Genomic DNA, 23357 nt, shown 5'->3' with positions numbered 1-23357 from the left:
AGTCGCCTAGTTGCGGTGCCGAGCAGCTACTCGACGCCCTTTCAAGCCGATGATAAGGCGCTGCCGACAGGCTCTAAGTCAATGCGATCGCTAAAATCCAACCTAAACACACCATAGGGTGTGACATGGTTCCACAACAGCGGCGTCAGTGCCCGCAAGTCCTCCGGCTGCATCTGCGCCCACCACCTGGGTTCACTCAGCACTCTCTGAATCATCAGCGTGTTGATATAGACCAGGCTGATCTGCAACAGATGTAATGCTAGCGCCGCTAGCTCCTGATGAGCACGCCGATTGCTGGCAAACTCGCCGCTGCGCCCATAGAAGATAAAGTCATTAGCGCCATTCCAGCGCTCTACTACATTCAAACCATCCTGGATCTCCTGTCGCAGTTCAACAGAATGTAGGTAACGACAGAGGAAGATCGTCTTGACCGCTCTGCCTAGCTCTGCCAAACCTTGATAGGTCGGGTGCTTGGTTTCACTACGATTGAAATGCCTGAGAATGACTTCGGTTTCAGCCGTGCCCAACCGCAGTGCCGTCGCATACTTGATCAGCTGGTCGTACTGCCTGCGAATCAAATCCCAGTCAATCGCCCGACTCAACACTGGCTGTAAGTTCTGGTAGGTGGCTTTAGTGCCTACCTCTGGGAAGTAGAGTCGCTGCGCCCCGATCCGCTTCAGCCGGGGCATCAAGTTAAAGCCCAGTAGATGACAGAAGGCAAAGGCAATCTCGCTTTGACCGTGAGTATCAACATAGTTGCGCTCTACCTTCATCTCAGTGTTGTGGCGCAACAACCCTTCAAGCATAGAAGCGACTTCAGAAGAAGAACAGGTCTTGAGCTGAGAGTAGATACACACTGACTTCTTCTCCACATGCCAGTAGATCATCACCCCCAGGCCACCGTAGCGCTGGTGCCATTCAGTCATTAGATTCTGGTCCCATGCGCCGAACTTCTTCGAGTCCGATGCGCAAGCTGACGTACCCTCACCCCAAACGGTCTCTAGGCGTGAGCGCAGCACCGCATTGACGACCTTAGCAATCGCATTACGCAGATGTTCTTTGTGGATGTAGTGACGCTTGACGTAGAGCAGATTGTTGTAGTTTTCGTTATCGATGCCCGCACAGACCCGCTTGAGGCCAGTATTGGTGCCTAGACCATAGAGGCAGAGCAACAGCCGCCGCTGTAAAGTGTTGCGATCCAGGTTCTCACGGGTAGCAGCACTTTCAAACTGTTCAGTAAAGTTGACCCGCAAATCTGTTTCTTTGAGCATCTCCAACAGTCCAGTCAGCGGCCAGCGGCGAGTAATCTCTGCCTTGAGCTTTAGCAAGTTGGGTGGCTCTGGCTGCGCTTCTACCGGAGAGACTGAGATCCAACCGTGCTTGCGCGTTTGAATGCGAACCCCTTTGTTCTTTGGCATTCCCTGGTTCAGCTGGCTCAACTCTGCTTGCATCGTCTGCTTGAGCTGCTGAATAAACGCCGCTGCTTCTAGCGGCTGGCTAAGTTCCTGGTAGTAGACTTCTCGATGAGCTTCAAAGTCTTGGGGTAGATCCTGTTCTGGATTGCCGTATCGTCCGGCTCCTACGACCCAAACCGCCCGAGCACGTAGCTTTTCTCGTAGCGCTTGCAGCACACAGATCTCGTAGTTGACCCGGTTGATACGGACTTCTCCGTTGCTATCAGTTTCGCCGATCAGCTCTGGCCAGTGGGTGGGCAATACGCCTTCAATCACCAAAGTTTCGTCTTCGTCGTAGAAACGGCGATTGCTATCCTGATAGCGTTTGAGAATCGCTAAGGCGTAGACAACCGGCTGATGTTGTTCATTATTAGAGTGAAAGCTCAAAGCATCCAGAATGGCAGGCACCATCCGCCGATAGTGATGCAGGTATGACGCTCGAATGCGAGTATGCACCTTCTCGTGATAGGTCTCGCCTGCGCTCTGCTCATCAATCAGTGACTGCAATGTCTCAGGGTTGGCCACAGGATAGACGACATCTCTCACTGTACCTTCCGGTTGCTTAAGGGAAGCCGTTGCAATCTTCAACAAAAGCGCCTCTTTGCGATTGACTCGTTTGAAGCTAGCAATCAATTCGCGCTCGACTCGGCGCTCGGCGCTGATGCTCAAGCGGTGGATGATTTGAATTAGCAAAGTGACTAGGTCATCGATGATCTCTCGTTCTCGCTGCCAGCAGAATGCAGCGACTAGGGTGTAGCGAATCGCTGGTGGATGGCGTCTTAGCTCTCGCGGCGGCTCAGTGGACGCTCTGCGGCGATACTGTTGCACTAGCTTGGGAACAACATGATTAAAAAACGCCGAAGGCAGCTCTAGCTCACGGGTGCGCTGTAGTTTCTCTATCTCTTTCAACAGACTGTTGAGACCCAGCCGTCCTGGATCTGTTTTCAGATAGCTCAACTGCGATTGCCTAAACTGGCTATTTTCATCCTCTAGTGGGCTTTCAGTATTCAGCAGGGCATTGATGCTGGCGCGAGTCTTGGCTGATAGCTGAGCCGCGATCTGTTTACAAAAGCTACGCTCATGCAGACGGGCCGCAGAGCGGATCAGGCGTTCTAACCCCTTCGCAGTGGGCGGTTCAATCTTGAGTTGTCGCAACTGCCCGTAGGCTTGTGCTTTGAGCGCTTCAAAAGACAGGCCCAATGGTAGAATCTCTGCTATCAGCCAGCGCTTCAGCTCTTGCTGATCGCTCTGCCTCATCGGCCTGATGCCGAGGAAGGTTCTGATCTGGCTGCGATGCGTCTTAACCGTTCGACCTGACCATTTGTACTGACGGTAGTCCGCTTCAGACAGGGCTAGCTGCTGAGCGATGAAATTGGTGATCACTTTGGGCACCTCGCCAGCGTGCTGAGGGAATCGCCCTTCCACTTGGAAGAACTTGAGCAGGATGGCAAAGCCTAGTCGATTGTGAGCGGTGGCGTTAGTGATCTCCTCTGGCAGCAGCGCTAGCTCTGATGGCATTAGCGTAAACTGCTCTATCAATTCCTCTGTGTCCCACTGTCGCTTCATTTCAGCTTCCTCTATGCATAACTGTCGCTAAACATATCAGGGACTGAAAATGGCACTTTAAGAGTACAAACGAACTAAATTGCCCCATTTCGCAGCTTGTCGGGTAAGAGGGAACACGTCGCCGCGTCCCTCTCCCCTAAGAACGGCTCGTGACAGTTATCCCATCAAGCCGCTCAAGCCTTTGGCCATTCAAAACCACATCATTCTTATGCAGGTACTGATGACAGGCTTGGTGAAGATGAATTAGATTCTCTTCTATCTCAGTGCCGTCATTCTTAACTTGCTGCCGATGATGCGTGTGTAGAGCTTCTCCATTGAACAAGGCGTCATGACAGACTGGGCACCGCCAATTCTGGCTCTGAGCAACTCTGTAGTATTTCGAGCCTTTCTCCCAATAGGCTTTACCGTATCGGGTTTGGCGGTATTGCCAGTAGTCTTCGAGAGTTGGATTATCAGGAGAAGCCGTTCCTTTGACCTTGACATGGCGTTGAATCGGAATATCCGCTAGACGCACTAACGTTAGTGGCTTCCGCTTCCCTGTCCGGTCAGTGACAGACGTGGTGAATGTCCACAGCCGTCCTTGGAAGGTTCGGTAGTATTTCCTGGCAACCCATGAACTCCGTTTGTTCGGATGACGCCGACAGCACCATCTCCAGATCGCCTGCCAGAGTTGGGAATCCACGTAGCTAAACACGTCTTTACTGACGCCATGTTTGTAGTAGTTACCCCATCCTCGCAGTATCGGGTTTAGGTGGTGTATTACTGCCGCCGGACTGATAGAAACATTGTGCTTCAACCAGCTCCGAATCCGCTTCAGAAAGGCCAGAATCTTTTCCTTTTGCGGTTTACAGAGACACTTACCTTTGTGGTGCCGAATTGAGAACCCCAGAAAGGGAAAACCCTGTTGGACATTCACTATCTGAGTCTTCTCCATATTCAGCGTTAGCCCGCGTGGTTTAAGCCACGCCTGCAAGATAGGGACAACCGCTTCGATGTCTGCTTTTGTCTTCGCCGTTACCACGAAATCATCAGCGTAACGACAGTAGCCATAAGTTGGCGACGTGCGTTTATACGATGATTGAGACTTTGCCTTTGAGGAAGGCTGGTAAGTTCTCGTTGTCGTAAATGACAACAACAACTTCTCCATTCCATTCAAGGCAATGTTCAAGAGTAACGGTGAAATGGACCCGCCTTGGGGGGCTCCCTTGGGGGTGGCATGGAACATCTCAGCTTCTACGTAGCCTGCCTTGAGCCACTGCTTGATGAGTTCTCGACCCGGCACGAGGCCGATGGTGTCGAGGATAAAGGAGTGACTCAAATTGTCGAATGCACCCTTTAGATCTGCATCGAGTACCCAGGTATCACAGCCATGTCTGAGTCGTAGGAAGCACTGCTCAATAGCATCATGACAACTGCGACCAGGGCGAAAACCATAGCTATGTCCCTCAAATCGGGCTTCCCAATGAGGTTCGAGCGCATTCTTCATTATCGTCTGGGCGACTCGATTTTCGAGAGCAGGAATTCCTAACGGCCTCAATTTTCCATTCGCTTTCGGAATGTAGACCCGTTTAGTCGGGAGCACTTGCCAGAGGGAATGGTCTTGCAATCGATTCACTAGTTGGACTCGTTTCTCAGCGGTTAAGGCAGTCTGGCCATCGAGGCCCGCTGTCTGTCGCCCCTGATTCTCTTGAGTCACATGCCGTACTGATAGCAGCAGGTTGGAGTAGCTTCTTAGCATCAGTTTCATCAGGCTGCGCACCTGATTCCACTGACCGTTTTGGGTGGCACGATAAATCCGTCGTCTTAGGTTCCTAACACGCTTCTTCACTTGGTCCCAGTGGATACTGGTCCAGTGTTTTAGCAGCTTCCTTTGCTCCGATGCCGGGATGGCTCTATCTTTCACAATGGATACGGTTCCTTTACTTTGGTTTACCGTTAAAGACCCGCCAGAAGTTTGCCATCTTTCGATGTGGGGCAAAGCTCGAACCCCTATCTCTCGCATTACACAAGAGCCTTCGCTTTCTCTGGCATCCTTTACCCGCTGGATGGTTGTGCATCCCTTACGGTTTGCCTACTCTGATAGTTCAGAGAATCCATCGGGCTTATGCAGTTCCGAGTGTGTGAGATACGTCCGGGTCGGGTTCCGTCTATGCTCCGGTGGGATTGTGACCTATCGCTTAACGAAGTAGCGAGCCGCTAAGCCACCCACTCACCTTTTGGTCGCAGTGTGTCAGCCTGATTTCACTGATTCCGCCAATGACGAAGCTTCTTCGACGGTTCACGGGTGTTAACCCTTTCGGACTTCCCCTTGCCCTTTCCCAGCTTTAGGCTGCCAGGTCAGGATACTTGCGTGGTCTGCATTCCACTGACATCATTACTAACGTCAGCGTAACCGGAGTCGATAACTCTGTTACGTGGGGACAGCAGGACAGGTGCTGCTGAGAGATTATCTCCACTCTTAATTCGGCTGTTGCCTCCTTGCACACTCGGCTTATCTACATCGCACCGCTACTTTAGGGCCTTACAGCTTTTCAAGCCACTTTTGCAGGGCAGTAGACACGCAGAATTCTAGATAATCGGCACTGCTCTCAATGCCTAAAGCGAGACGCACATACCCTGTTACGGCAACGGGAGTATGTGAACGATGACTCATGTTATAGACAAGCGCCCGTCGCGGCCATTGCTCCTTTGGTATTGCGTTCCATTCCTCCTCCAGGCGCATTTTGCCAAGACCTTTAACGACGTGACCTACGTGAGTCAGTTCGCCATTCTGCAGCCAAAGTCTTAGTCGGCCAGCTCGCGCTGCTTTCCCAGACGCCTTCCAGGAGGTCGGCAGCGTTAGCCAAAGAAAAAGGATTGGACGCTGAAGAAGTTTACTAAAGTAGACCTCCGCGCATAGCTTCGCTTTGCCGGTGCCGTATTGAATACTTTTGGTACCGACAATTTCTCGAATCCTTGGGTCAAACCTGAGAATTTGTGCCCTTGTTCTTAAGAAAGCCTGCTGCTCAGTTGCTGAGCAACCTCCTAGCCATTCGAGCAGCAAATCTGGCGGTGCAGGTAAGTCTTCATACTGGTTGTCTATCTCCGGCTCCTGGTAGGGCAAGACGGCTTTAGCTATCGGGCTATCGGTGTCGTCAGAAATCAGCTCTAGATAAAACTGCTCAGACCTTTTGACCTTCGCCTCGATGAACTCGAAAGATAGTCGGCTGTACTGCCGGTCGATGTAGTTGTGTCGATGAAAGCTAGGGGCGATCGCAATCAGACGAACAGGCTTTTCGTAATCGATAGCATCTGAGAATGGTCGTTCTGACAGCAAGTTGCTGTAGTAACGAGTGAGCTGCTGTATGACATGACGATACCCTGCATTCTTTAGCTCGATGATGACTAGCTGCCGGTCTTCGGTGAGCGCCAAGATATCGCATATCTCACCCATGACCGAAAGCTGCCGTTGAAATGGGCTCACTTGCAGCAGGTCATACAGATGATGCCAAACAAAATCTTCTAGGGCATGCTCGCTGGTAAACTCCCAGCCCTGATCAGTTTTCCGCAAGCCTACATTTTCCATTGGCTCAGTCATAACCAACCTTTCTACACCCGCTTAGCTATAGAACCCACTATCCGCAGTGAACTGCCTTGGCTTACTGAGCCCTTTCGTGTTGTATTGCAAGTCCGCTGCTGTTGATAGAGATGGACGGATTACGTTATGCGCTAGCCTGGATGCTGGTAAACGGCTGAGCCAGTATGACTAAGGTGAGTGCATGAGCCTTTGCTTTCACCTGTAGCGCTCTCAGTGCGGCCTAGCCGAATGAGGATATAGAGTAATAGTAATGCCATCCAAGCATTCAGAGCAGAGCACAGCCACAGTAGGCGATCTCCACGCTGAACCAGTAGAAGCGGCTCAAGAGAGTGCAGTGGTTCCTGACGCAGAGGGTGCCCTCGAAGCCGTTCCTGTGAGTGAGCAGAAAAAGCAGAAAAAGCAGAAGAAGCGAAAAAAACGTAAGCTTCCCCCGCCTTCCCAGCGGCGAATGGTGCAGGCCCTCGGACGGATAGAAGGATGTCTCTCGCCGGTAGAAGGTGGTATCGAGATAGTGACAGCGGACGGAGCCGCGTTTCGTGTCGGTTCGGTGGGCAAATCAAGATTGGCCTTTCGGCTGCTGGGATTATCGGATGGAGAACGCTGCGGCAAGTTTTCCTTCTATCCTGCATTTTATAAAGACGGCATTACCCTCGCTTCGTTCATCAACGCCGATGACTGGCAACCTCATGAAGACTCGCCGCCGGTCGATCAGATGTTTGTCTGTGGGACGCTACAGGACGTAGAAGCTGACCGCTTCTCTGTCCTTGTCGGTTATGGGTTCAGAAAGAAAGGCGATCGCGTGGCCAGGCTGCTCGTGGTGGAGAGTGAGCCGCTATCTGAGTGGACGGCGGGTCACTGGGTTGATCTAATCTTGCACCGGCAGGGCGAAGCGTGGCAGTGGCAGGGGGAGTTTCATCCACGTGGGCCGAAGGTTGGGAGCGGCTTTAGGAGCTGGCTGCCTTACGAAGAGACGGCAGCGGTCAGTGAACCGCAGGCACAAGATGAACTGAAAATGTAGGCTATTAGGCGCTTCTGTGGTGCAGAGGATAAAGGATTCGTTGTCCTTTGCCTTCATTGTCGCTTCGCGTGGTGATGTGATCACCTACGGCTGCAGAGTATTAGGTATTCTCTGAAGCCGTAGACTGTGGATTCAGCGGATCAAAGCGCTGTACTACCCAGGAGACTAGAGCTGAATCCCCTTCATACCAATGCTTTTAGTCCAATGTGTGGAGAATTACACTTATCTCGGCTAGGGGGCAATTGGTGTACTGTGCAACTTGTACAACGCTACGAGCTCAACTGAATATAGAAGATATTGCTACGAAAGGCTTTCATTCTTAGCGTGGTTTTCCTGCTCTAAAGCTACGTACACCCCCCTGTTTCTTAACAGGTCTAAAGTAAAAGTAAAACGATTGGATGAACTCATCTTGAACTTCATAGAAAGCAACCCAATTTTCTGAGAATGTACAATATTGTGTACTTCTAAAATTGGGATATGAATCAAATGTGGGGCAAGATGCCAGGATGGGCACAGTTTTTAGCTATCTTTCTATCCGCTGTAATGCTTACTCTTGGCGTTTCAAATCGTGAAGGAATTCTGTCTACAGTAACTGGTACTAGCAAAGAAACGATAGAGACTGTAAACTCTAATACTGTAGAGGTAAAGTTCCTCATCTATTCAGAAAGCGCAAATGATCCTGTAGAACGAGCTGAAGTTCAGTTTATCTTCGACGGGGCACCTGCTCCGAGATTCACTGACTCAGATGGATATGTGAGAGTTGAAATCCCCGAAAGAGATGATATAGATGTTGTTATTAAAGCGGAAGGATTCAAAGATATAAATCGAACAATAAACCTGCTGGCTGATCCAAACAGGACAATAAGGTATCTATTAGAAACTGATGAATCCCTGTCTTCTTACCGGTTAGGGGGCAAGAAGATTTCCGAAGGAACGAATGTCAAAAGAGTTCATTCGTCTACATTCACATTCAAGACATCGAAGGGAAATCTTTACGAGTCTACTTTAGACAGCCCAGTCGTAGCCTTAGAGTTTAAAGAGGAACGAAATAAAGAAGTAGACTACAAATTTGTCGAAGTTGCTGATGGAATTCCAGTACAAATAGTAGAGAGAATAGGAAAAGATAAAATTTCATCTACGGGAGATTTTGAATTTATATCAGCTGAAGACAATAAGACATATGACTATACTGATTCGCTCTCCGAGAGAGGCATTCTTGAAAATTCTAGTATTTTGAATGAGAGAAGGAATGAACAATGGTATAGCACTCTTTCAGACCAAAGACCATCGAATGAGCAGAAAAAACAATTGGAAGGAGTTTGGGCTTACAGAAGTATTTTTTATGAATATCCGAAGCAGCCGCTGAAAGTAGGCCAATCTTGGGATTTTAGTAATCTGATATTGACTCCTGAAATGAATGTGACTGAGTCTAATGTTGTTGCGACTTTAACGGAGATAACTGACTACAACGGATATCCAGCGGCTTTGATATCTGTAGATGGAAGCATGCGTGTTGTTGACAGCGGCAGTTCTCAGTACTCTTTGAGAGATCGTTCACCATTTAACGAAGATAGTGACTTAACAAACAGACTTGCTAAGTCTTTTAGAGAGCCACTTGCAGAAGATTTGGTCGAAGATTATTTCCTTCCATCCCTACTTCAGCAGGTTTCTGAAGATCTTTACTTTCAGGAATTTACTCTTAAAGAGGTTATGAAACAAAATTCTCCGGAACTATATTATAAGTTAATCGATATCTATAATGAAGTGAGCACTGAGGAAAACTTTGATGATTATAGCCTCCAAACTATAGAAGCAGCGGTCAGTGAAAAGTCAAATGAGAAGTCGATAGGCCAGCTGCTAACTGAAGAGATAGTTTCTATTCTTGAAGAGGAGGAAGACAGTGATTCGGATGATGAGGAAAACAATGTTTTCAATCTTTCCTTGAAAGGGAAAATTTATAGATCGCTGGAGCAGCCTTTTGACTTATTTGTTCAACTTGACATCATTGGAACTACTGAAGATAACGAGTTTGAGAATGACATGGATGTTTCTATCACAGAGAGAATGTCTATTACGTAGACTTTGTCAGCATGGTTTCAAGGAATCAGTGGCAAAACGAGAAAGATTGTGCGCTTAGTGTCGCCTGAGAATCATGTACGGCTCAAAACCTATAGAACCTATTTGAGATCTCAAGAATTGGCAGCAAGCCGTTTGAGCATAAGCCTGACAAAGCAAAAGTCCATCTGCGCTTTAGCGTTGTCCAGCGTTCTCTCAAAGTTCTTTGTCAGACGCTTGCAGCGTTCCATCCAAGCGTTGGAACGCTCAATCACCCACCTGACGGCAACGGGAACAAAACCTGTTTTTCTCTGCGCTGTCTTCTCTGCTTTCGACGGCTTCGGCGACAGCTCAAACCTAATCTTGCGCATAATGCCCGGATAGACAGCCTTTAGTGTGCTCGTCAACTTGTCTAAGTGGTAGCCGTTGTCCAACAAGAAGGTAATCTTCGGAATGTTGACGGGTTTTGACTTGAAGTACTCGATATTGAGTATGAGCAACATCAGCAAGCCAATATCATCCGACAGGTTCGCGGGCGTACAAAGGGTAAAGAAAGGAAATCCGAGTGTATCGACCACAAGATGCCGTTTTATGCCGTTCGTGGCTTTGTAGAAACAAAAACCTTTCGAGGCTACGCCGGCATTGCAGGTGTTCTTCACCGCTTGTGAGTCTGCCATCATCAATGTTGTCCAGACCGCTTTTTTTTGACTTGTTCTCGCACTTGTCCATGAAGTAACGTCATCAGCTGCTCAAACGAACCGGCTTTGCGCCACTGGTTGTAGTGCCAGAACACAGTTGAATATGGCGGTAGATCCTTCGGCAAGTCCTCCCAGTTACAGCCGTTCTTAAGCTGATAGAGCATCCCCTCTATCAGCTCTCGATAACTCCAACGCAGAGGCTTGGTTCGCTTCTTCGGTGGTAGCACTTCTGGCAACAGCGGTTCAAGGATTTCCCATTCGGCATCGGTCAGACTGCTTGAGTATGCCATGATAGCTACGATAGACGGCTCTCTGAATTTTCGCGCATCTAGTAAAAGATCTCAAATGGGCTCTATAGGTTACGGAACCCTGTGAAAATCACGTCTCAAATGGTGTCTCATAATAGCTTTCTTGAAAATACTAAGATATTGTAAGACGTTTGAGTGTATGAATCCTGTGATGACGATTAGCTGTTCATATTGATAGCAATCAAGAAAACTGAGCTTATGTACACATCAGATAAAGGGGTCTCTAACCAATATCCATTATGGCTTTCGTAAAAGATATAAAAATCGAAGATAATGCAGCTCCGGCTGCGGCTACATCCCATATTGTTGCTAAACGCCTTGGCAAAAAGTTTAGAGAAAGGTTTGAATCTTTCATCCATAAACGTGAATGTAAATCTGATCAGAGCGATTATGATATCAAAATGGCCAGTAGAGCCATAGCTGCCTTTTCAATATATAACTTAGCTGTGGTGGATGATGCTACGGCTGGCCACAGCGTATGTGATAGTTCCAATGATGGTGGTATTGATGCTTTGTGCGTTAACCACAGTGAGAAAAGAGTTGTAGTAGTCCAGTCAAAATTTAACCAAAGAGGTAATAGTACTTGGACAAAAGATGATTTTCTTGCATTCAAAGATGCATGTGAAAAACTCCAGCTAGAAGAATACGCGAGATTTGACCAGATCTTGCAGCAAATGGCTAGTGATATAGAAGTTGGTCTTGAATCTCAAGATTACAAGTTTCTATTTGTAATGGCTCATACAGGCAAGCGCGGTGCTGCCGAGGAAATTCTAGGCGATATGCAAAGGTGGCAAGATGAACTGAATTCAGCTGCTCTTGCTGCTGAGGACATTTCGCAGGATGAGCTTCCATTTCAAGTGCATCTTGTCTCTGCCGAAGACTTGACAGAATGGCTGCAAACTGGAACACACGTAAATATTGATCTTGACGATGTCGAGATAGAGAATTATGGAAAGAAGACCGAGCCACACTTAGCGTTTTATGGACAGATCAGCGGTGATCAGATCCTAGAGTGGTGGGAAGCTCATGGAACTCGCTTGTTTGCGAAAAACATAAGAAATCTGCTAGGCAGTACAGATGTCAACGAGTCAATTAGAAAGACTGCTGTTAACAACCCAGAGATGTTTTGGTATTACAACAATGGAATCACATTACTAGTCTCGAATATATTGCCACATCGCCGTAACGCCAATAGAGATACTACAAAAGGAACCTTCAAATTTTCAAATGCAAGCGTCATTAATGGTGCTCAAACCGTTAGCACTATTGGACATATATTCAAAAACATTTCTGAGGGCAATAATACTCTCGCTCAGATTAAGATTCCTGCGCGATTTATAAAGGTTGCTGATGTTGATAATGCAGAAGTTGCTACGGCTATCACTAAAGCCAATAATCACCAAAATAGAGTTCTAGGCAGAGACTTTGCTTCGCAACATCCAGAGCAATTAAGAATCTCGAAGGAACTTGCTGTCGAAAATTATCAATATCAACTACTAAGAACAGCTGATAAAAATATTCATATTGATGCCAATATTATCGATTTAGATGAAGCACTCAATGGAGTGGCCTGTCTAACTATGTCGGCCTCTATTGTTGCTGCATTGAAGGATAAAAGAGGAAAGTTTTTTGAGAACCTAGATGGCTCTCTTTATAAAAGTGTATTCAATCCAACAATTTCAGGTATTAAGGTAATTAATTCTGTTGTTCACACTCGCATAATTGAGCGACTTATAAGTGCTAAGCTGAGCGCAACAGACAAGAGCACCCATAGAAAACGCCGTCTTATCATTACGCATTCTAATAGAGTAATGACAGCTCTTCTTTTGAATCAAGTAAGTAGCATAAAGAACGCTACAGAGTTAGTTCTGCCTAATGAAGCTCTGTTATCAGAGAAGCTTGATCTGCTCGTTGAAGAAGCCGAGAAATACATTGAAAAAAACTATACGAATGCTTATCCAGCAAGATTCTTTGTAAATGTTTCAAAGGTCAACGAGATACTTGACGTATTGAAAAGTAAGCTGTAGTCACTAACACAATAAAACGTATGGAAAAGCACTTTCTATACATGCAACTGCCTCAAAAACGACCGTTTTTGACACCATCTAGAAAAACGGCAAAAAAGCGGCTTTTGGGACTATATTTGTGTTTCAAAAACTGTGTCACAATCAAAGTACCAAAAAAGGAGGCGCTTTGCGAGTTTTGGAACTGTGAGAATTGGATACGCCCGAGTTTCGACGGCTGACCAAAGTTTGGATCTTCAAACAGATGCTTTGGAAGCGGCAGGCTGCAAGAAGATTTTTAGCGATCACGGTGTAAGCGGAGCGAAGGCTGAACGCCCTGGACTGGATAAAGCGCTTGACCGCATTTACAAGAAGGATGTGCTTGTTATCTGGAAGCTTGATCGGCTGGGTCGCTCGCTGAGCGATCTGTTGAGCATCGTTGGGCGGTGCCCAAACTGTTTATGACAGCGAGAAACGTCAATACATTTTGGAGATAGCTAGTCAGCTACCGGAAGTAGAACAAGATGGCGCACTCAGCTGGTCTTTGAGCCTGCTACAGCGGTGATTACGTCAACAGCCTGAGTTTTCTCGTATTAGCATATACACCATATGGCAGGTGATGCACGAAGCGAATTGGAGTTGGCAACTGGGTCGTGGCTGATGTAGTACTGGAATCGTCAAACGCCGCCGCAAAAGCGATATCGTGGAGGCGGTAGACCTGGATAGCGAAGCAAAAAAAGTCTTGATTGAACGAGCCTATTGCTTGGGCGAACAGTCAGTATTCCCACGGGATGTGCAATGCGTGCATGAAATAATCTTCATGTGGGCGTCAGGTATTGTTTATCGTTCCGCACCATGATTGGAATGAATCAAGCCATTCACTGGCCATTTACTAATTTTGTAAGGAGCTTTAACAATGAAACGCTATCTTCTCTCTGCCTTAACAGTTATGTTCGCCATTGCCGCTACTGCTCCTACTGTTCAAGCAGCTAGAGAATCTGCTAATTCTCTACAGGTTCGCCGTCTGGAGCATCTAGACACTCAGGTCAAAGCCATTGCAGATATTCAAGCCGAGCGAATGGAGCGTTTGGATAGTCGTAATAAAGCCGTCAGCGGTAGATAGACATCTGGTTACGGGAGCTCTGCAAAGCTCCCTTTTATCTGTTCAGAAGTAAATGACTCAATTGAACCGAATCTGAACTTTTTTTCATCTTAGATTCAGAGTACACACTAGTTAGTCTGAAAATCTGAAAAGCATAGAGTTATTGGAGTAGTCAAGCAGATGCAACCTACACCAAAAAGAAAGAGAGTTGTTGTCATTGGGGCAGGCTTCGGTGGTATGCAAGCGGCTCAATCGCTATCAAAAAGCGGCGCTGATATACTTTTGATAGATCGTAATAACTACAACACGTTCGTGCCGTTGTTGTATCAAGTCGCCGCTGCTCAAATTGAACCTGAGCTGATTGCTTACCCCGTTCGTACTATTCTGCGACGAGCGGCGAGAACTCAATTCCTCAAAGCTGAGGCCAAATGTATTGATTTTGCCCATCAGGTGGTCGAAACGGATAGTGGCAGTTTTCCCTATGACTACTTAGTCATCGCGACGGGCAGTCGAACGCAGTATCTAGGCGTCCGAGGCGCTGTTGAGAATGCGTTCGCTCTCAGAACGTTGGATCAGGCGATTGCCCTCCGTAACCACATTCTTCGCCGATTAGAACAAGCCTCTCAAGAGCCAGACCTGTTGCTGCGAAAACAGCTCTTAACGTTTGTCATCGTTGGTGGCGGACCGACTGGTGTTGAGATGGCAGGTACGCTCGTCGAATTGAAAAAGGCGATGATAAAAGACTATCCAACACTTTCTCTCAACGAACTACGAATTGTTCTGGTGCAATCTGGTGACAACCTGCTCGGAAACCTGCCGGATCGCTTGGGCCGCTATACGGTGCGTACGCTTAGCCGATTGGGTGTAACGGTGTTGTTTGAGAAAAGAGTGAGTCGTGTCACCTCTCAGGCTATAGAGTTTCAAGATGGATCCCGCTTGCCTACGGCAACTGTCGTATGGGCTGCTGGGCTTGAAGCTGAAATGCCCCCAGTTACCGCGAAGCCAGCAGTTGCTCGCAAACAAAAGGTCAGAGTGCGACCGACACTTCAGTTAATCAGCTATGACAATGTTTACGCGATTGGCGATCTGGCTCATGTGCAACAGCAAGAGAAGGCGCTCGCAGGAGTGGCTCCAGAAGCGTTACAGCAAGGAGTGATGATCGCCCGAAACATCAACAGACAAATAAAGGGAAAAGTCCCTAAGCCTTTCAGCTACTTCAACAAGGGTCGTTTGGCCATCATTGGTAGCTACTCGGGTGTCGGTAAAATTGGTCCCTTTCTGCTAACAGGCTTTTTACCGTGGCTGATGTGGCTCAGCGTTCATCTCGTTTATCTGCCAGGTTTTCGCAGTCGCTTGTTAGTGCTACTGAGCTGGCTGCATGGCTATGGGATGGGTGACCGCGCAATTCGCCTAATTCTTCCTAGCTCACCGCTTGTCTTTCAAGACCGCACGCTATCTACAAATAAGCTGCTGACCTTAGCTAAGTCTACCATTCTCAGCTAACGACAACTCGCTGATCAAATACTGTTGTAAATTCGCAACCTACATAGGAGAGAAGTATTATGTTTATTCAAAAGTACACGCCGCTCATAGCCAGAATCTTCATTGCCGTCATCTTTATTCAAACTGGCATTGCTAATGCGATCGAGTTCGCAGATACTCAGCAGCAAATTGCTGACGTTGGCATTCCGCTATCTGCTTTGGTAGCGCTCTGCGTAGTGATATTTGAAATAGCCGGTGGGGTCTCTTTAATTTTGGGATATAAAGTGCAAATCGGTGTAATTTTGCTATTGCTATTCTTGGTTCCTGCCACCCTAGTGTTTCATAACCCGGTTGCCGATCCTGCGGAGATGATTTCGTTTTTGAAGAATCTAGCTATCATAGGCGGGTTGCTGATGATTGCGGCCCACGGCCCTGGGCCAGTTAGCCTAGAGCGCTCGGCTGCTAAGTCTAAATCCCTTCAACATTCGGAGGAGTCGATGCGATGAAAAGATTAGCAGCCGGGTTCATGCCCTTTCGGAACATTCGTGTTCGGCTATTGACTTGGTACTGTCTACTCGCCACCTGCACAACGATATCCGCTATTTGGGTCACTCGCCAAATTTACTGCAATCGCCTAGACGAAAAAGCTGAGGCTTCTTTGATGAGGGAAGTTGAACGTTTACGGCGTTCGGCAACGCCACTAGGCACGAGAGAACGGTTAGATGCTGAGGTAACCGACCTTTTTGACCAAGCTCTGGCTGATTACGTTCCCATTGAGAATGAGTTCGTGTTTACGTTCGTCAACGGTCAGCTTTACAGGGCTGGCCAACCTAATCTTGATTGGCTACAGCGCCAACCTAATCTACTCAATCGGTGGTCTAGTCTTACTGTGCCGCAGCGCCAGCAAGTAATCAGCCCTGACCAGCGACTTTTCTATGTTGCAGAACTGATAGTTGGTGAGAATGGAGATCGCGGCGTGTTTGTTGCAGTGCGCGATTCTACAGTGGCTTATCAGTCGGGCACTGAAGCAATGAGGTTGGTGCTAATGGTTTCAGTCGCCGTGTTAGGTGGATTCTTTGTTGTTGCTTGGACAACTGCTGGACGCATTTTCAGGCCCCTACAGCTGATGACTCAAACGGCTCGTCGAATTACCGAGTCTGATATGACGCAGCGGATTCCTGTTCAGGGTAATGACGAGATCACAGCTGTCGCCACTACTTTCAACGCCATGTTGGACCGGCTCCAGCTTGCTTTTAATGTTCAGCAAGAGTTCCTCAAAGATATCAGCCATGAGCTAAGGACACCCATCACTGTGATTCAGGGCCAGCTTGAAATGCTGCCTTATCGTCCTGAAAAGCAGCCGGAAACCATCGCTCTCGTTACCAGCGAACTGGCGCAAATGGACCGTTTAGTCAATGACCTAACGCTGTTGACCAAAGCCGAGCGACCTGACTTTCTGATTCTCAAACCTGAGGATCTCGACTGGCTCACCGAAGAGCTTTATCTCAAGGCCCGCACCCTCTCTGATGAACGCAACTGGCAGTTAGAGACGAAGGGTCTCTACCCAGCTACTATCGACAAACAGAGATTTTCTCAAGCAGTGATGAATTTGGTGCAAAATGCAGTTCGCCATACCCAACCTGGAGATACAATTGCGCTGGGTTCCCTGGCTACAGACGGATATCTACAGTTTTGGGTAAGCGATACCGGCGAAGGCGTTGCGACAGCAGACCAAAGCCGGATATTTAAGCGATTCGCCCGCGCTACGAACAACAATCGTCAGTTTGAAGGCGCAGGACTGGGGCTTTCTATTGTCAGTGCTATTGTTCAAGCCCACGGTGGCCGAATTGAACTGACCAGTAAACTTGGCCAAGGCTCTACTTTTACGCTAATTGTGCCCTTGGAGCCGCTCGCAAAAGTATCAGAGATAGATAGGCATGAATCGCATCCTAATCGCCGAGGACAATCCTCACATCGTAGACTTCCTGAGTACCGGGCTAAAGGCCCACGGGTACAGCATTCTAGTCGCCCGCGACGGTCAGCAGGCTAGCCTGCTTGCTCATAGCGACAACTTTGATTTAATGCTACTAGACCTAGGATTGCCCGGTAAGGATGGCCTAGCCGTACTGCAAGAACTGCGTGGTCAAGGCGATTCACTATCTGTGATTGTTCTAACTGCCCGCGACGGCGTAGACGATACAGTAACCGTATTGGAAAGCGGTGCTGATGACTACGTGACCAAACCCTTTCGATTTGAAGAATTACTCGCTCGAATTAAGGTACAGATGCGTGGTCTGCATGGGCAACAGAAACTACAGTCTGAAACAGTGCTGAGAGTAGGTGACCTTTCTCTTAACCTAATCACCAGACAGGCTATTATCAGCGGCCGCACCGTTGAGCTATCAGCCCGTGAGTTTGTTTTGGCAGAAGTGCTGCTCAGACATCCAATGCATGTGATGAGCAAAGAGCAGCTATTAAACCGCGTTTGGGGCTACGACTATGACCCTGGCTCTAATGTTATTGAAGTCTACATCCGTCATCTGCGACAAAAATTCGGGAACGGCTATATCGAGACGATTAGAGGCATGGGTTATCGGCTACGGGGTCAGAAGAAGGCGTAGACTCTTTCTGCACTAACATTAGCCCAGCTACAACATATGAGGTTGCAGGGAGACATGATTTGAGACATGCCTTTTCTGTAGTCATAAAAGGTCTAAAATATGAGACTCTTTTCTGCCGACCGTGACTAAGCCGATAAAACTTAGTCATGGGTTTGACTCTGAGATTACTGACAGAGTGGCAATCTGTCTCTTGCCCCACCCAGATGCGCTAGTAGGAGTTCTTTGTTGTCGTTCTTGACGCCAGTAAGCGCCCACTGTAGCTCGAACGTTCCAGCCCAAAATCGCGCTCGTTCCATATACTGCGATGCACTAGGATAGCCTGATAGCATTAGCTCTAAAAGAGTTTCTCCATACTGTCCTAGTAAAACGGCAATGTCGGTTGCTGGATCACCAATGCCTGCTGTACCAAAGTCAATGATGCCAGACAATGCTTTTTTCTCTTTGTTGAAGAGGATGTGATAGCAACCTATGTCGCCGTTGATGAAAGCCGGACGATAGTCCATATCTAAATTGTCAGATAGGACTGGTTCAAAGTGAGAGGCAATCGCACTTCGCTGATGACGCATGAGCAGCGGAAAGAGTGCTTCCTCAACATCTGTATAGAAGTCTTGCCAATCCTGCGTACTTCGATTGGTGTCTGACTGATGGATGCCTACCTTCTCAGCTTCTGATATAGGAATTGCGTGTAGCTGCCTCAAAAATAGTCCTAGCTCGGACATCACAGCATTACGGTCTTCAAGTGGTAGAGAGAACAGCACCTCTCTCGAAAGCGGTATACCTTCTATGTATCGATATGTCGCGGCATCTTTTTCAACAGTTTCAAACTGTGGAACTTGAAGATCTACGTGGCGGCTAACTAAGCTAATAACTCTAGCTTCTTGCTGAAGTAGTTCAAAAGCCCAGTCATGCTTGGGAAAGCGACAGACGATACGACCGTCAAGAATGACAACATCGTTGACCATACCATCTTGATTGAAGACGATCTCGTTGAACGTTTGAGCAGGGTAAATTTGGGCGATACGCTCTAAGTATGTAGCAGGAATAACCATTGTTTCTCTCATAAAACAGTACAAAGTCGCACAGCTTGAGCTGCGCTAAGAATAGGACGTTGTTGTTTTATGGAGCTAACGTATCAACAGGGTTACCTTCTTTGCTTCATCATCAATATAGCAAGCCTGTCAACACAAGGGTAAATGGCGTTGTCAAGTTGAGGCTGACTGGCAAATATTAAGACAGTTTCATCGAGCAAACACCATCTGATCGGACTATGCGATTCTCTGAGTGAGAGGCTCCGCCAACGCACTCAACCCAGTCAATGATCGCCAACTTTCGATCCGTTGGCGCATCGTTTCTCTGTATTCTGAAGCGGTCTGTTTGTGTTGATGGGGATGAAAATGACCGCGTATCGGTTCAAAGGCTGACAGAAAGCGTTGGGCTTGTCCCACTGAATTTGAATCGGCCCATTCGTCTTTCCCTAACTCGGGTCGGTCTATGTGAGTTCTCGGCTCGGTTGTTCAACCCTTTATGCTGCCTGTGTTCCACACCCTTCAAGATTTCCTTCTTCGCAGCCCCATAGCTCTTGAGCTTATCGGTGATGATGACTCTGGGGGCAAAGCCGGCTGGTTTGAGTAGTTTTCGGAAGAACTTCTTGGCTGCCGCTTTGTTGCGGCATCGCTGCATCAGGATATCGAGCACTACACCATGCTGGTCAACAGCCCGCCACAAGTAAAACTGTTCACCTTTAATCTTGATGACGACTTCGTCGAGATGCCACTTATCACCGGGCTTTGGCCGCTGTTTGCGAATCTGATTGGCATAGCTCTGAGCAAACTTGTGACACCATCCTCTGATCGCTTCGTAGGTGACCGTGATGCCTCGATAGAGCATCATTTTTTCGATGTCACGAAAGCTTAACGGAAACGTATGGTACAGCCACACGCAGTAGCTGATGGTTTCAGATGGGAAGCGGTGCCCCGGTAAGGATTAGTCATGAGTGTAGCTTCCCAAAATCACCGGTATACGGTCAAGCTTCGCTAAGTTGACAGTGCCTACTGGCACTATGAGGACTTGAAAACTGCTCTCAATAGTGCCAAAAACGAAGAGTTTTGACTAGTAGATATGTACTTCAGGAGGCAATCTATATCAACTAGCGTCAAGCCAGCTCATCCGTTCTTCCGCATAGCGTTCACCAGACGTAGCATTGTCGGAAGCAATGCGTTCTAGCCGCGATAGGTCTTCTTCACTCAACGCAACTTCAGTCGCAACTGCATTCTCCTCTACATAAGCAGGTCGCTTTGTTCCAGGAATAGGAACAATGTCTTTCCCCTGATGCAGTAACCACGCCAAAGCAATTTGAGCGGGTGTTGTCTCTTTCTCTTTCGCAAGTTTTTCAACCTGCTCAACCAGCTTCATATTCTTCGTAAAACTATCTCCTTGAAACCGAGGGTCTTGACGGCGATAGTCACTCTCAAATGACTCTGCTCGCTTAACCTTTCCTGTTAGGAAGCCTCTACCTAAGGGACAATAAGGTACGAAGCCAATCTTCAGCTCTCTCAATAGGGGCAATACCTCAGTTTCTACGCCTCGCTCCCAAAATGAGTACTCGGACTGAAGGGCGCTGATAGGATGAACGGCATGGGCACGACGAATGGTGTCTACGCTTGCTTCTGATAGTCCTAAGTACCTAACCTTTCCTTCGGCTACCAGTTCTGCCATTGCGCCTACCGTCTCTTCTATAGGCACCGCCTTATCTACACGGTGCTGATAAAACAGATCAATGTAATCGACACCCAGCCGCTGTAGCGAGTTATGACAGACTCGGCGTACATTTTCCGGAGTGCTATCAAGGCCAGAAATCTTACCGTTGTTGATTTTGAAGCCGAACTTAGTCGCAACCGTAACCAGGTCACGCCGTCCTTCGATAGCCTTGCCAACGAGCTGCTCGTTGTCGTTATAGACTTCTGCTGTATCGAAGAACGTAATGCCTAGATCAATCGCCCGATGAATTGTCTCAACTGCCTGTGCATCTTCTCTACCTTCATAGGCAGAACTCATACCCATACAACCAAGTCCTAGCGCCGATACCGTTAGTCCTTCAGTGCCAAGATGACGTATCTCCATAGTCATTTTTCTCCTTACTCTTTCTTGTTTCTATCTGCAATCTCATCTCTTTCTGCAAAAACCGACTTCGCCACAGCGATGCCGTTCAGCGCAGCGGGGAAGCCAGCGTAGACGGCCATCTGAATAATCACTTCAATCACTTCTGCACGAGTACACCCTACGTTCAAAGCACCGTGAAGATGAACTTTCAGCTGTGGTTGAGCATTTCCAAGTGCCGTCAATGCAGCGACTGTAGCAATCTCTCTAGACTTCAAATCTAGTCCTGGTCTGTTATATATATCTCCGAAGGGAAACTCAACAGTGTAACGAGCTAGGTCAGGGGCGACACCCTTCAGGCTCTCAATCACCTGCTCACCAGCTTCGCCATCGACCTCCTTCAGCTTTTGCCAGCCCCGGCGGTAACGTTCACTCTTCTTCTGTGAAACATCACTGTTTTCTTTCTCATCGACTACTGACATCCTGTTCCTCCTCTAATTGTTTGTAGTGTTGAATCTTCTCAGCTAAAACGTCTGCGTTTTGCTCAAGCGCTGCTATCTGCTGAGCTATCTGCTGTTGGTGCGCCTCTAGTAGATGACGCCGCTGAGCAAACGTACGATCTCCCTGCCGTCGTAGTTCGGCAAACTGCTGCATATCTCGAATTGACATGCCTGTCGCTCGCAATCGAGTGACGAATTCAATCCAACCAATATCCTGTTTTGAATATCGGCGGTGTCCGCTCGACGCTCGACCCACTGGATCGAGCAGTCCAATTCGCTCGTAGTAGCGAAGAGTATGAGCGCTTAGTTGAGTGATCGTTGCAACTTCTTGAATCGATAATTCTGTAACCATGCAAACACCATAATTCTTAGAGTGCGCTCTAAGTCAAGTCAGTCAATTACTTAGCTCGTTTAAGACGAAAAGAAGCGAATCAGCATCTACTACTAACCTACGGGTATCAAGCAAATGCCACATACAGTGTTCATCACAGGAAGGCTGTATCCTCGAACGGCTCCGGTAGGCAGCATCTCCAGAAAGTACCGTAATTTCTATAGCTTCTATACTCTGAGCTTTTCCGTACTGCCTATAGCAGTCGTAGAAGACCTAGGCCCATTACTTAGGGATTTTGGGACTGTTAGCGTGTTGTGTTTTAGCTGATAAATAGTGTCTAATAGCTAGACCGGGAAGAGCCAAAATGTCTGGGAATGCAGAAAGGTATGAATGCTCAGCCAAAACTTTGGGAATATGCTGAAGGACGTCCTGGCAATGGCCTGAAAGACCGGGTCTGTTCCTACAGTGGTTACTCTGAAATGACCGCACAAGTCGTCCACCGCCTCGAAGTTGTCAAAAGTCGAGTTGTCATCATCATCGGTTTTGGGGACAAACTACAACTTACAGAAACAACAGATAGAACGACAAACATGAGCTGTCAGGCTTTCGCAGTTAGCTTGCAAAGCTCTCCACTCCTTGTCAAACATCATGGTGTCCAGCACTGTGTAGAGATAGAACTTCTGCCTTGGGCCGCACGCGAACTTTTCCATGGCGCTTTTATGGAGCCTGGTGAAGGCGTTATCGATCTCGTAGAACTGTGGGGTAACGATGTACTGCTTCTGGCGGAGCAGCTCAGCGAACTAGACCAGTGGCAGCAGCGCTTTTCTCTGGTCGATAGATTCTTATCTCAACGAGCTTCAGAAGCACGGTGTGTCACCCGCTCAGAAATTAAGTGGGCATGGCAGCAGCTTGAAAAGTCCGGTGGTTGCCTTCCTATTGGGCTATCAGTAGCATCGGAACAGAAACGCACGCTAAGCACCCGTAGGGACTGTACCAGTTGAACCCCTTTGGTAGAAGAGGGCTGAGATCCTTGATATACCGTTCTACTTTCCTGTAACAATTGAGGAAAGGTTTTTAGTACTGTCCAACAAGCACTATGGCAGAGGTTATAGACAGTTGGCCTGGCTGCGTGCAGTGTAAATAACCTTTGTGTAGTAGCTCTTTGTCAATCAATCAACAGGTCTCAATAGGAGTGATGTATCAGTCCACCCGTAGGCATACTCAATGAGAGTGCTACCTCTCATCTCAATACTTTTACTCCGTACGATCTGCCCTCCTAACGCTTCGTAGAATTTGCAAGCAGGATTATCTTCTAGCACCCAGACCAACATGGACTGAATATCCATCTGCCACAGTTTTTTTACTGCCAGTCGAACCAGTTCGCGGCCAATCCCTTGGTGTTGATGACTGCTCAGAATGTAGATAGCGTTGATTTCACCTCGGTAAAGTCGGTCATCTGTGCGCTCTCTACCACCATCTATAAATCCAACGACTTGGCCGTTTTCATCCTCTGAAACGTAGGTAAATCCGTTTGAGTCAGCCGCCT

Annotated in this window: 20 protein-coding genes and 2 pseudogenes; 11 read left to right on the top strand and 11 right to left on the bottom strand. The window is 47.8% G+C overall.

Features of this window, described 5'->3' with window-relative positions; genetic code table 11:
• Positions 1–41: 41 nt before the first annotated feature.
• Entirely contained in the window at positions 42–3020 is a 2979-nt protein-coding gene (locus S7335_RS23285; RefSeq protein ID WP_006458599.1) for a Tn3 family transposase, read from the bottom strand.
• Positions 3021–3156: 136 nt separating this feature from the next.
• On the bottom strand, positions 3157–4923 hold the full coding sequence (ltrA, locus tag S7335_RS23280; RefSeq protein WP_227500097.1) for a group II intron reverse transcriptase/maturase: 1767 nt from the start codon (positions 4921–4923) through the stop codon (positions 3157–3159).
• Between the two features lies 1 nt (position 4924).
• On the opposite strand from ltrA, the gene S7335_RS28620 reads away from it, so the two are divergent.
• Positions 4925–5209 carry a hypothetical protein gene (locus S7335_RS28620; protein ID WP_198011490.1) on the top strand — a complete coding sequence of 95 codons (285 nt, stop codon included), beginning with the start codon at positions 4925–4927 and terminating at the stop codon, positions 5207–5209.
• A 332-nt stretch (positions 5210–5541) separates the two neighbouring features.
• Here the strand turns inward: S7335_RS28620 and S7335_RS23275 are convergent, their stop codons facing one another.
• Positions 5542–6597: a hypothetical protein gene (locus S7335_RS23275; RefSeq protein WP_006458604.1), complete on the bottom strand. Its 1056-nt coding sequence runs from the start codon at positions 6595–6597 to the stop codon at positions 5542–5544.
• Positions 6598–6847: 250 nt separating this feature from the next.
• Here S7335_RS23275 and S7335_RS23270 point away from each other — a divergent pair, with 250 nt between their 5' ends.
• Both S7335_RS23270 and S7335_RS26425 read left to right on the top strand, forming a co-directional pair.
• Positions 6848–7615, top strand: a complete 768-nt coding sequence (locus S7335_RS23270) for a hypothetical protein (RefSeq protein WP_006458571.1) — start codon at positions 6848–6850, stop codon at positions 7613–7615.
• A 498-nt stretch (positions 7616–8113) separates the two neighbouring features.
• On the top strand, positions 8114–9694 hold the full coding sequence (locus tag S7335_RS26425) for a hypothetical protein (protein WP_227500111.1): 1581 nt from the start codon (positions 8114–8116) through the stop codon (positions 9692–9694).
• 110 nt (positions 9695–9804) lie between these two features.
• Here S7335_RS26425 and S7335_RS23260 read toward each other — a convergent pair whose 3' ends face one another.
• Complete coding sequence (locus S7335_RS23260; RefSeq protein WP_038020090.1) at positions 9805–10347, bottom strand: transposase; 543 nt, start codon at positions 10345–10347, stop codon at positions 9805–9807.
• 2 nt (positions 10348–10349) lie between these two features.
• Positions 10350–10658: a transposase gene (locus tag S7335_RS23255; RefSeq protein ID WP_006458505.1), complete on the bottom strand. Its 309-nt coding sequence runs from the start codon at positions 10656–10658 to the stop codon at positions 10350–10352.
• Between the two features lie 257 nt (positions 10659–10915).
• Here S7335_RS23255 and S7335_RS23250 point away from each other — a divergent pair, with 257 nt between their 5' ends.
• The 7 genes and pseudogenes from S7335_RS23250 to S7335_RS23220 all read left to right on the top strand — a co-directional run bounded on the left by S7335_RS23250 (position 10916) and on the right by S7335_RS23220 (position 17884).
• Positions 10916–12703: an AIPR family protein gene (locus S7335_RS23250; RefSeq protein WP_006458492.1), complete on the top strand. Its 1788-nt coding sequence runs from the start codon at positions 10916–10918 to the stop codon at positions 12701–12703.
• Between the two features lie 183 nt (positions 12704–12886).
• Positions 12887–13123: pseudogene (locus tag S7335_RS23245) on the top strand (recombinase family protein); the annotation flags it as partial.
• 472 nt (positions 13124–13595) lie between these two features.
• Positions 13596–13802 (top strand): hypothetical protein, encoded by a 207-nt coding sequence (locus S7335_RS23240; protein ID WP_006458521.1) that lies wholly within the window; start codon positions 13596–13598, stop codon positions 13800–13802.
• A gap of 159 nt (positions 13803–13961) precedes the next feature.
• Complete coding sequence (locus S7335_RS23235) at positions 13962–15284, top strand: NAD(P)/FAD-dependent oxidoreductase (protein WP_006458537.1); 1323 nt, start codon at positions 13962–13964, stop codon at positions 15282–15284.
• Positions 15285–15343: 59 nt separating this feature from the next.
• Positions 15344–15769, top strand: a complete 426-nt coding sequence (locus S7335_RS23230; RefSeq protein WP_006458694.1) for a DoxX family protein — start codon at positions 15344–15346, stop codon at positions 15767–15769.
• Complete coding sequence (locus S7335_RS23225; RefSeq protein ID WP_006458628.1) at positions 15766–17313, top strand: cell wall metabolism sensor histidine kinase WalK; 1548 nt, start codon at positions 15766–15768, stop codon at positions 17311–17313. Before S7335_RS23230 ends, S7335_RS23225 begins: the two co-directional genes overlap by 4 nt.
• Complete coding sequence (locus S7335_RS23220) at positions 17201–17884, top strand: response regulator transcription factor (RefSeq protein ID WP_038019992.1); 684 nt, start codon at positions 17201–17203, stop codon at positions 17882–17884. The genes S7335_RS23225 and S7335_RS23220 overlap by 113 nt, the downstream gene beginning before the upstream one ends.
• A gap of 164 nt (positions 17885–18048) precedes the next feature.
• Here the strand turns inward: S7335_RS23220 and S7335_RS23215 are convergent, their stop codons facing one another.
• The 5 genes and pseudogenes from S7335_RS23215 to S7335_RS23195 all read right to left on the bottom strand — a co-directional run bounded on the left by S7335_RS23215 (position 18049) and on the right by S7335_RS23195 (position 21832).
• On the bottom strand, positions 18049–18933 hold the full coding sequence (locus tag S7335_RS23215; RefSeq protein WP_006458625.1) for a phosphotransferase family protein: 885 nt from the start codon (positions 18931–18933) through the stop codon (positions 18049–18051).
• A 216-nt stretch (positions 18934–19149) separates the two neighbouring features.
• Positions 19150–19834, bottom strand: a pseudogene (locus tag S7335_RS23210) (IS6 family transposase).
• Positions 19835–20026: 192 nt separating this feature from the next.
• A complete protein-coding gene (locus S7335_RS23205) occupies positions 20027–21004 on the bottom strand; it encodes an aldo/keto reductase (protein WP_006458179.1) in 978 nt (325 codons plus the stop codon).
• Positions 21005–21018: 14 nt separating this feature from the next.
• Entirely contained in the window at positions 21019–21462 is a 444-nt protein-coding gene (locus tag S7335_RS23200) for a carboxymuconolactone decarboxylase family protein (protein ID WP_006458384.1), read from the bottom strand.
• Positions 21446–21832 carry a MerR family transcriptional regulator gene (locus S7335_RS23195; RefSeq protein WP_006458191.1) on the bottom strand — a complete coding sequence of 129 codons (387 nt, stop codon included), beginning with the start codon at positions 21830–21832 and terminating at the stop codon, positions 21446–21448. The genes S7335_RS23200 and S7335_RS23195 overlap by 17 nt, the downstream gene beginning before the upstream one ends.
• Before the next feature lie 365 nt (positions 21833–22197).
• On the opposite strand from S7335_RS23195, the gene S7335_RS23190 reads away from it, so the two are divergent.
• Positions 22198–22812: a hypothetical protein gene (locus tag S7335_RS23190; RefSeq protein ID WP_006458326.1), complete on the top strand. Its 615-nt coding sequence runs from the start codon at positions 22198–22200 to the stop codon at positions 22810–22812.
• A 168-nt stretch (positions 22813–22980) separates the two neighbouring features.
• Here the strand turns inward: S7335_RS23190 and S7335_RS23185 are convergent.
• The coding region (locus S7335_RS23185; protein WP_006458630.1) for a GNAT family N-acetyltransferase at positions 22981–23357 on the bottom strand (377 nt) is incomplete at its 5' end.

Origin of the sequence: Synechococcus sp. PCC 7335 (genome assembly GCF_000155595.1) — a bacterium.
Lineage (GTDB): Bacteria > Cyanobacteriota > Cyanobacteriia > Phormidesmidales > Phormidesmidaceae > Phormidesmis.
The sequence above is the reverse complement of the archived record's forward strand: the minus strand, read 5'-3'. Positions and strand labels throughout refer to the sequence as shown.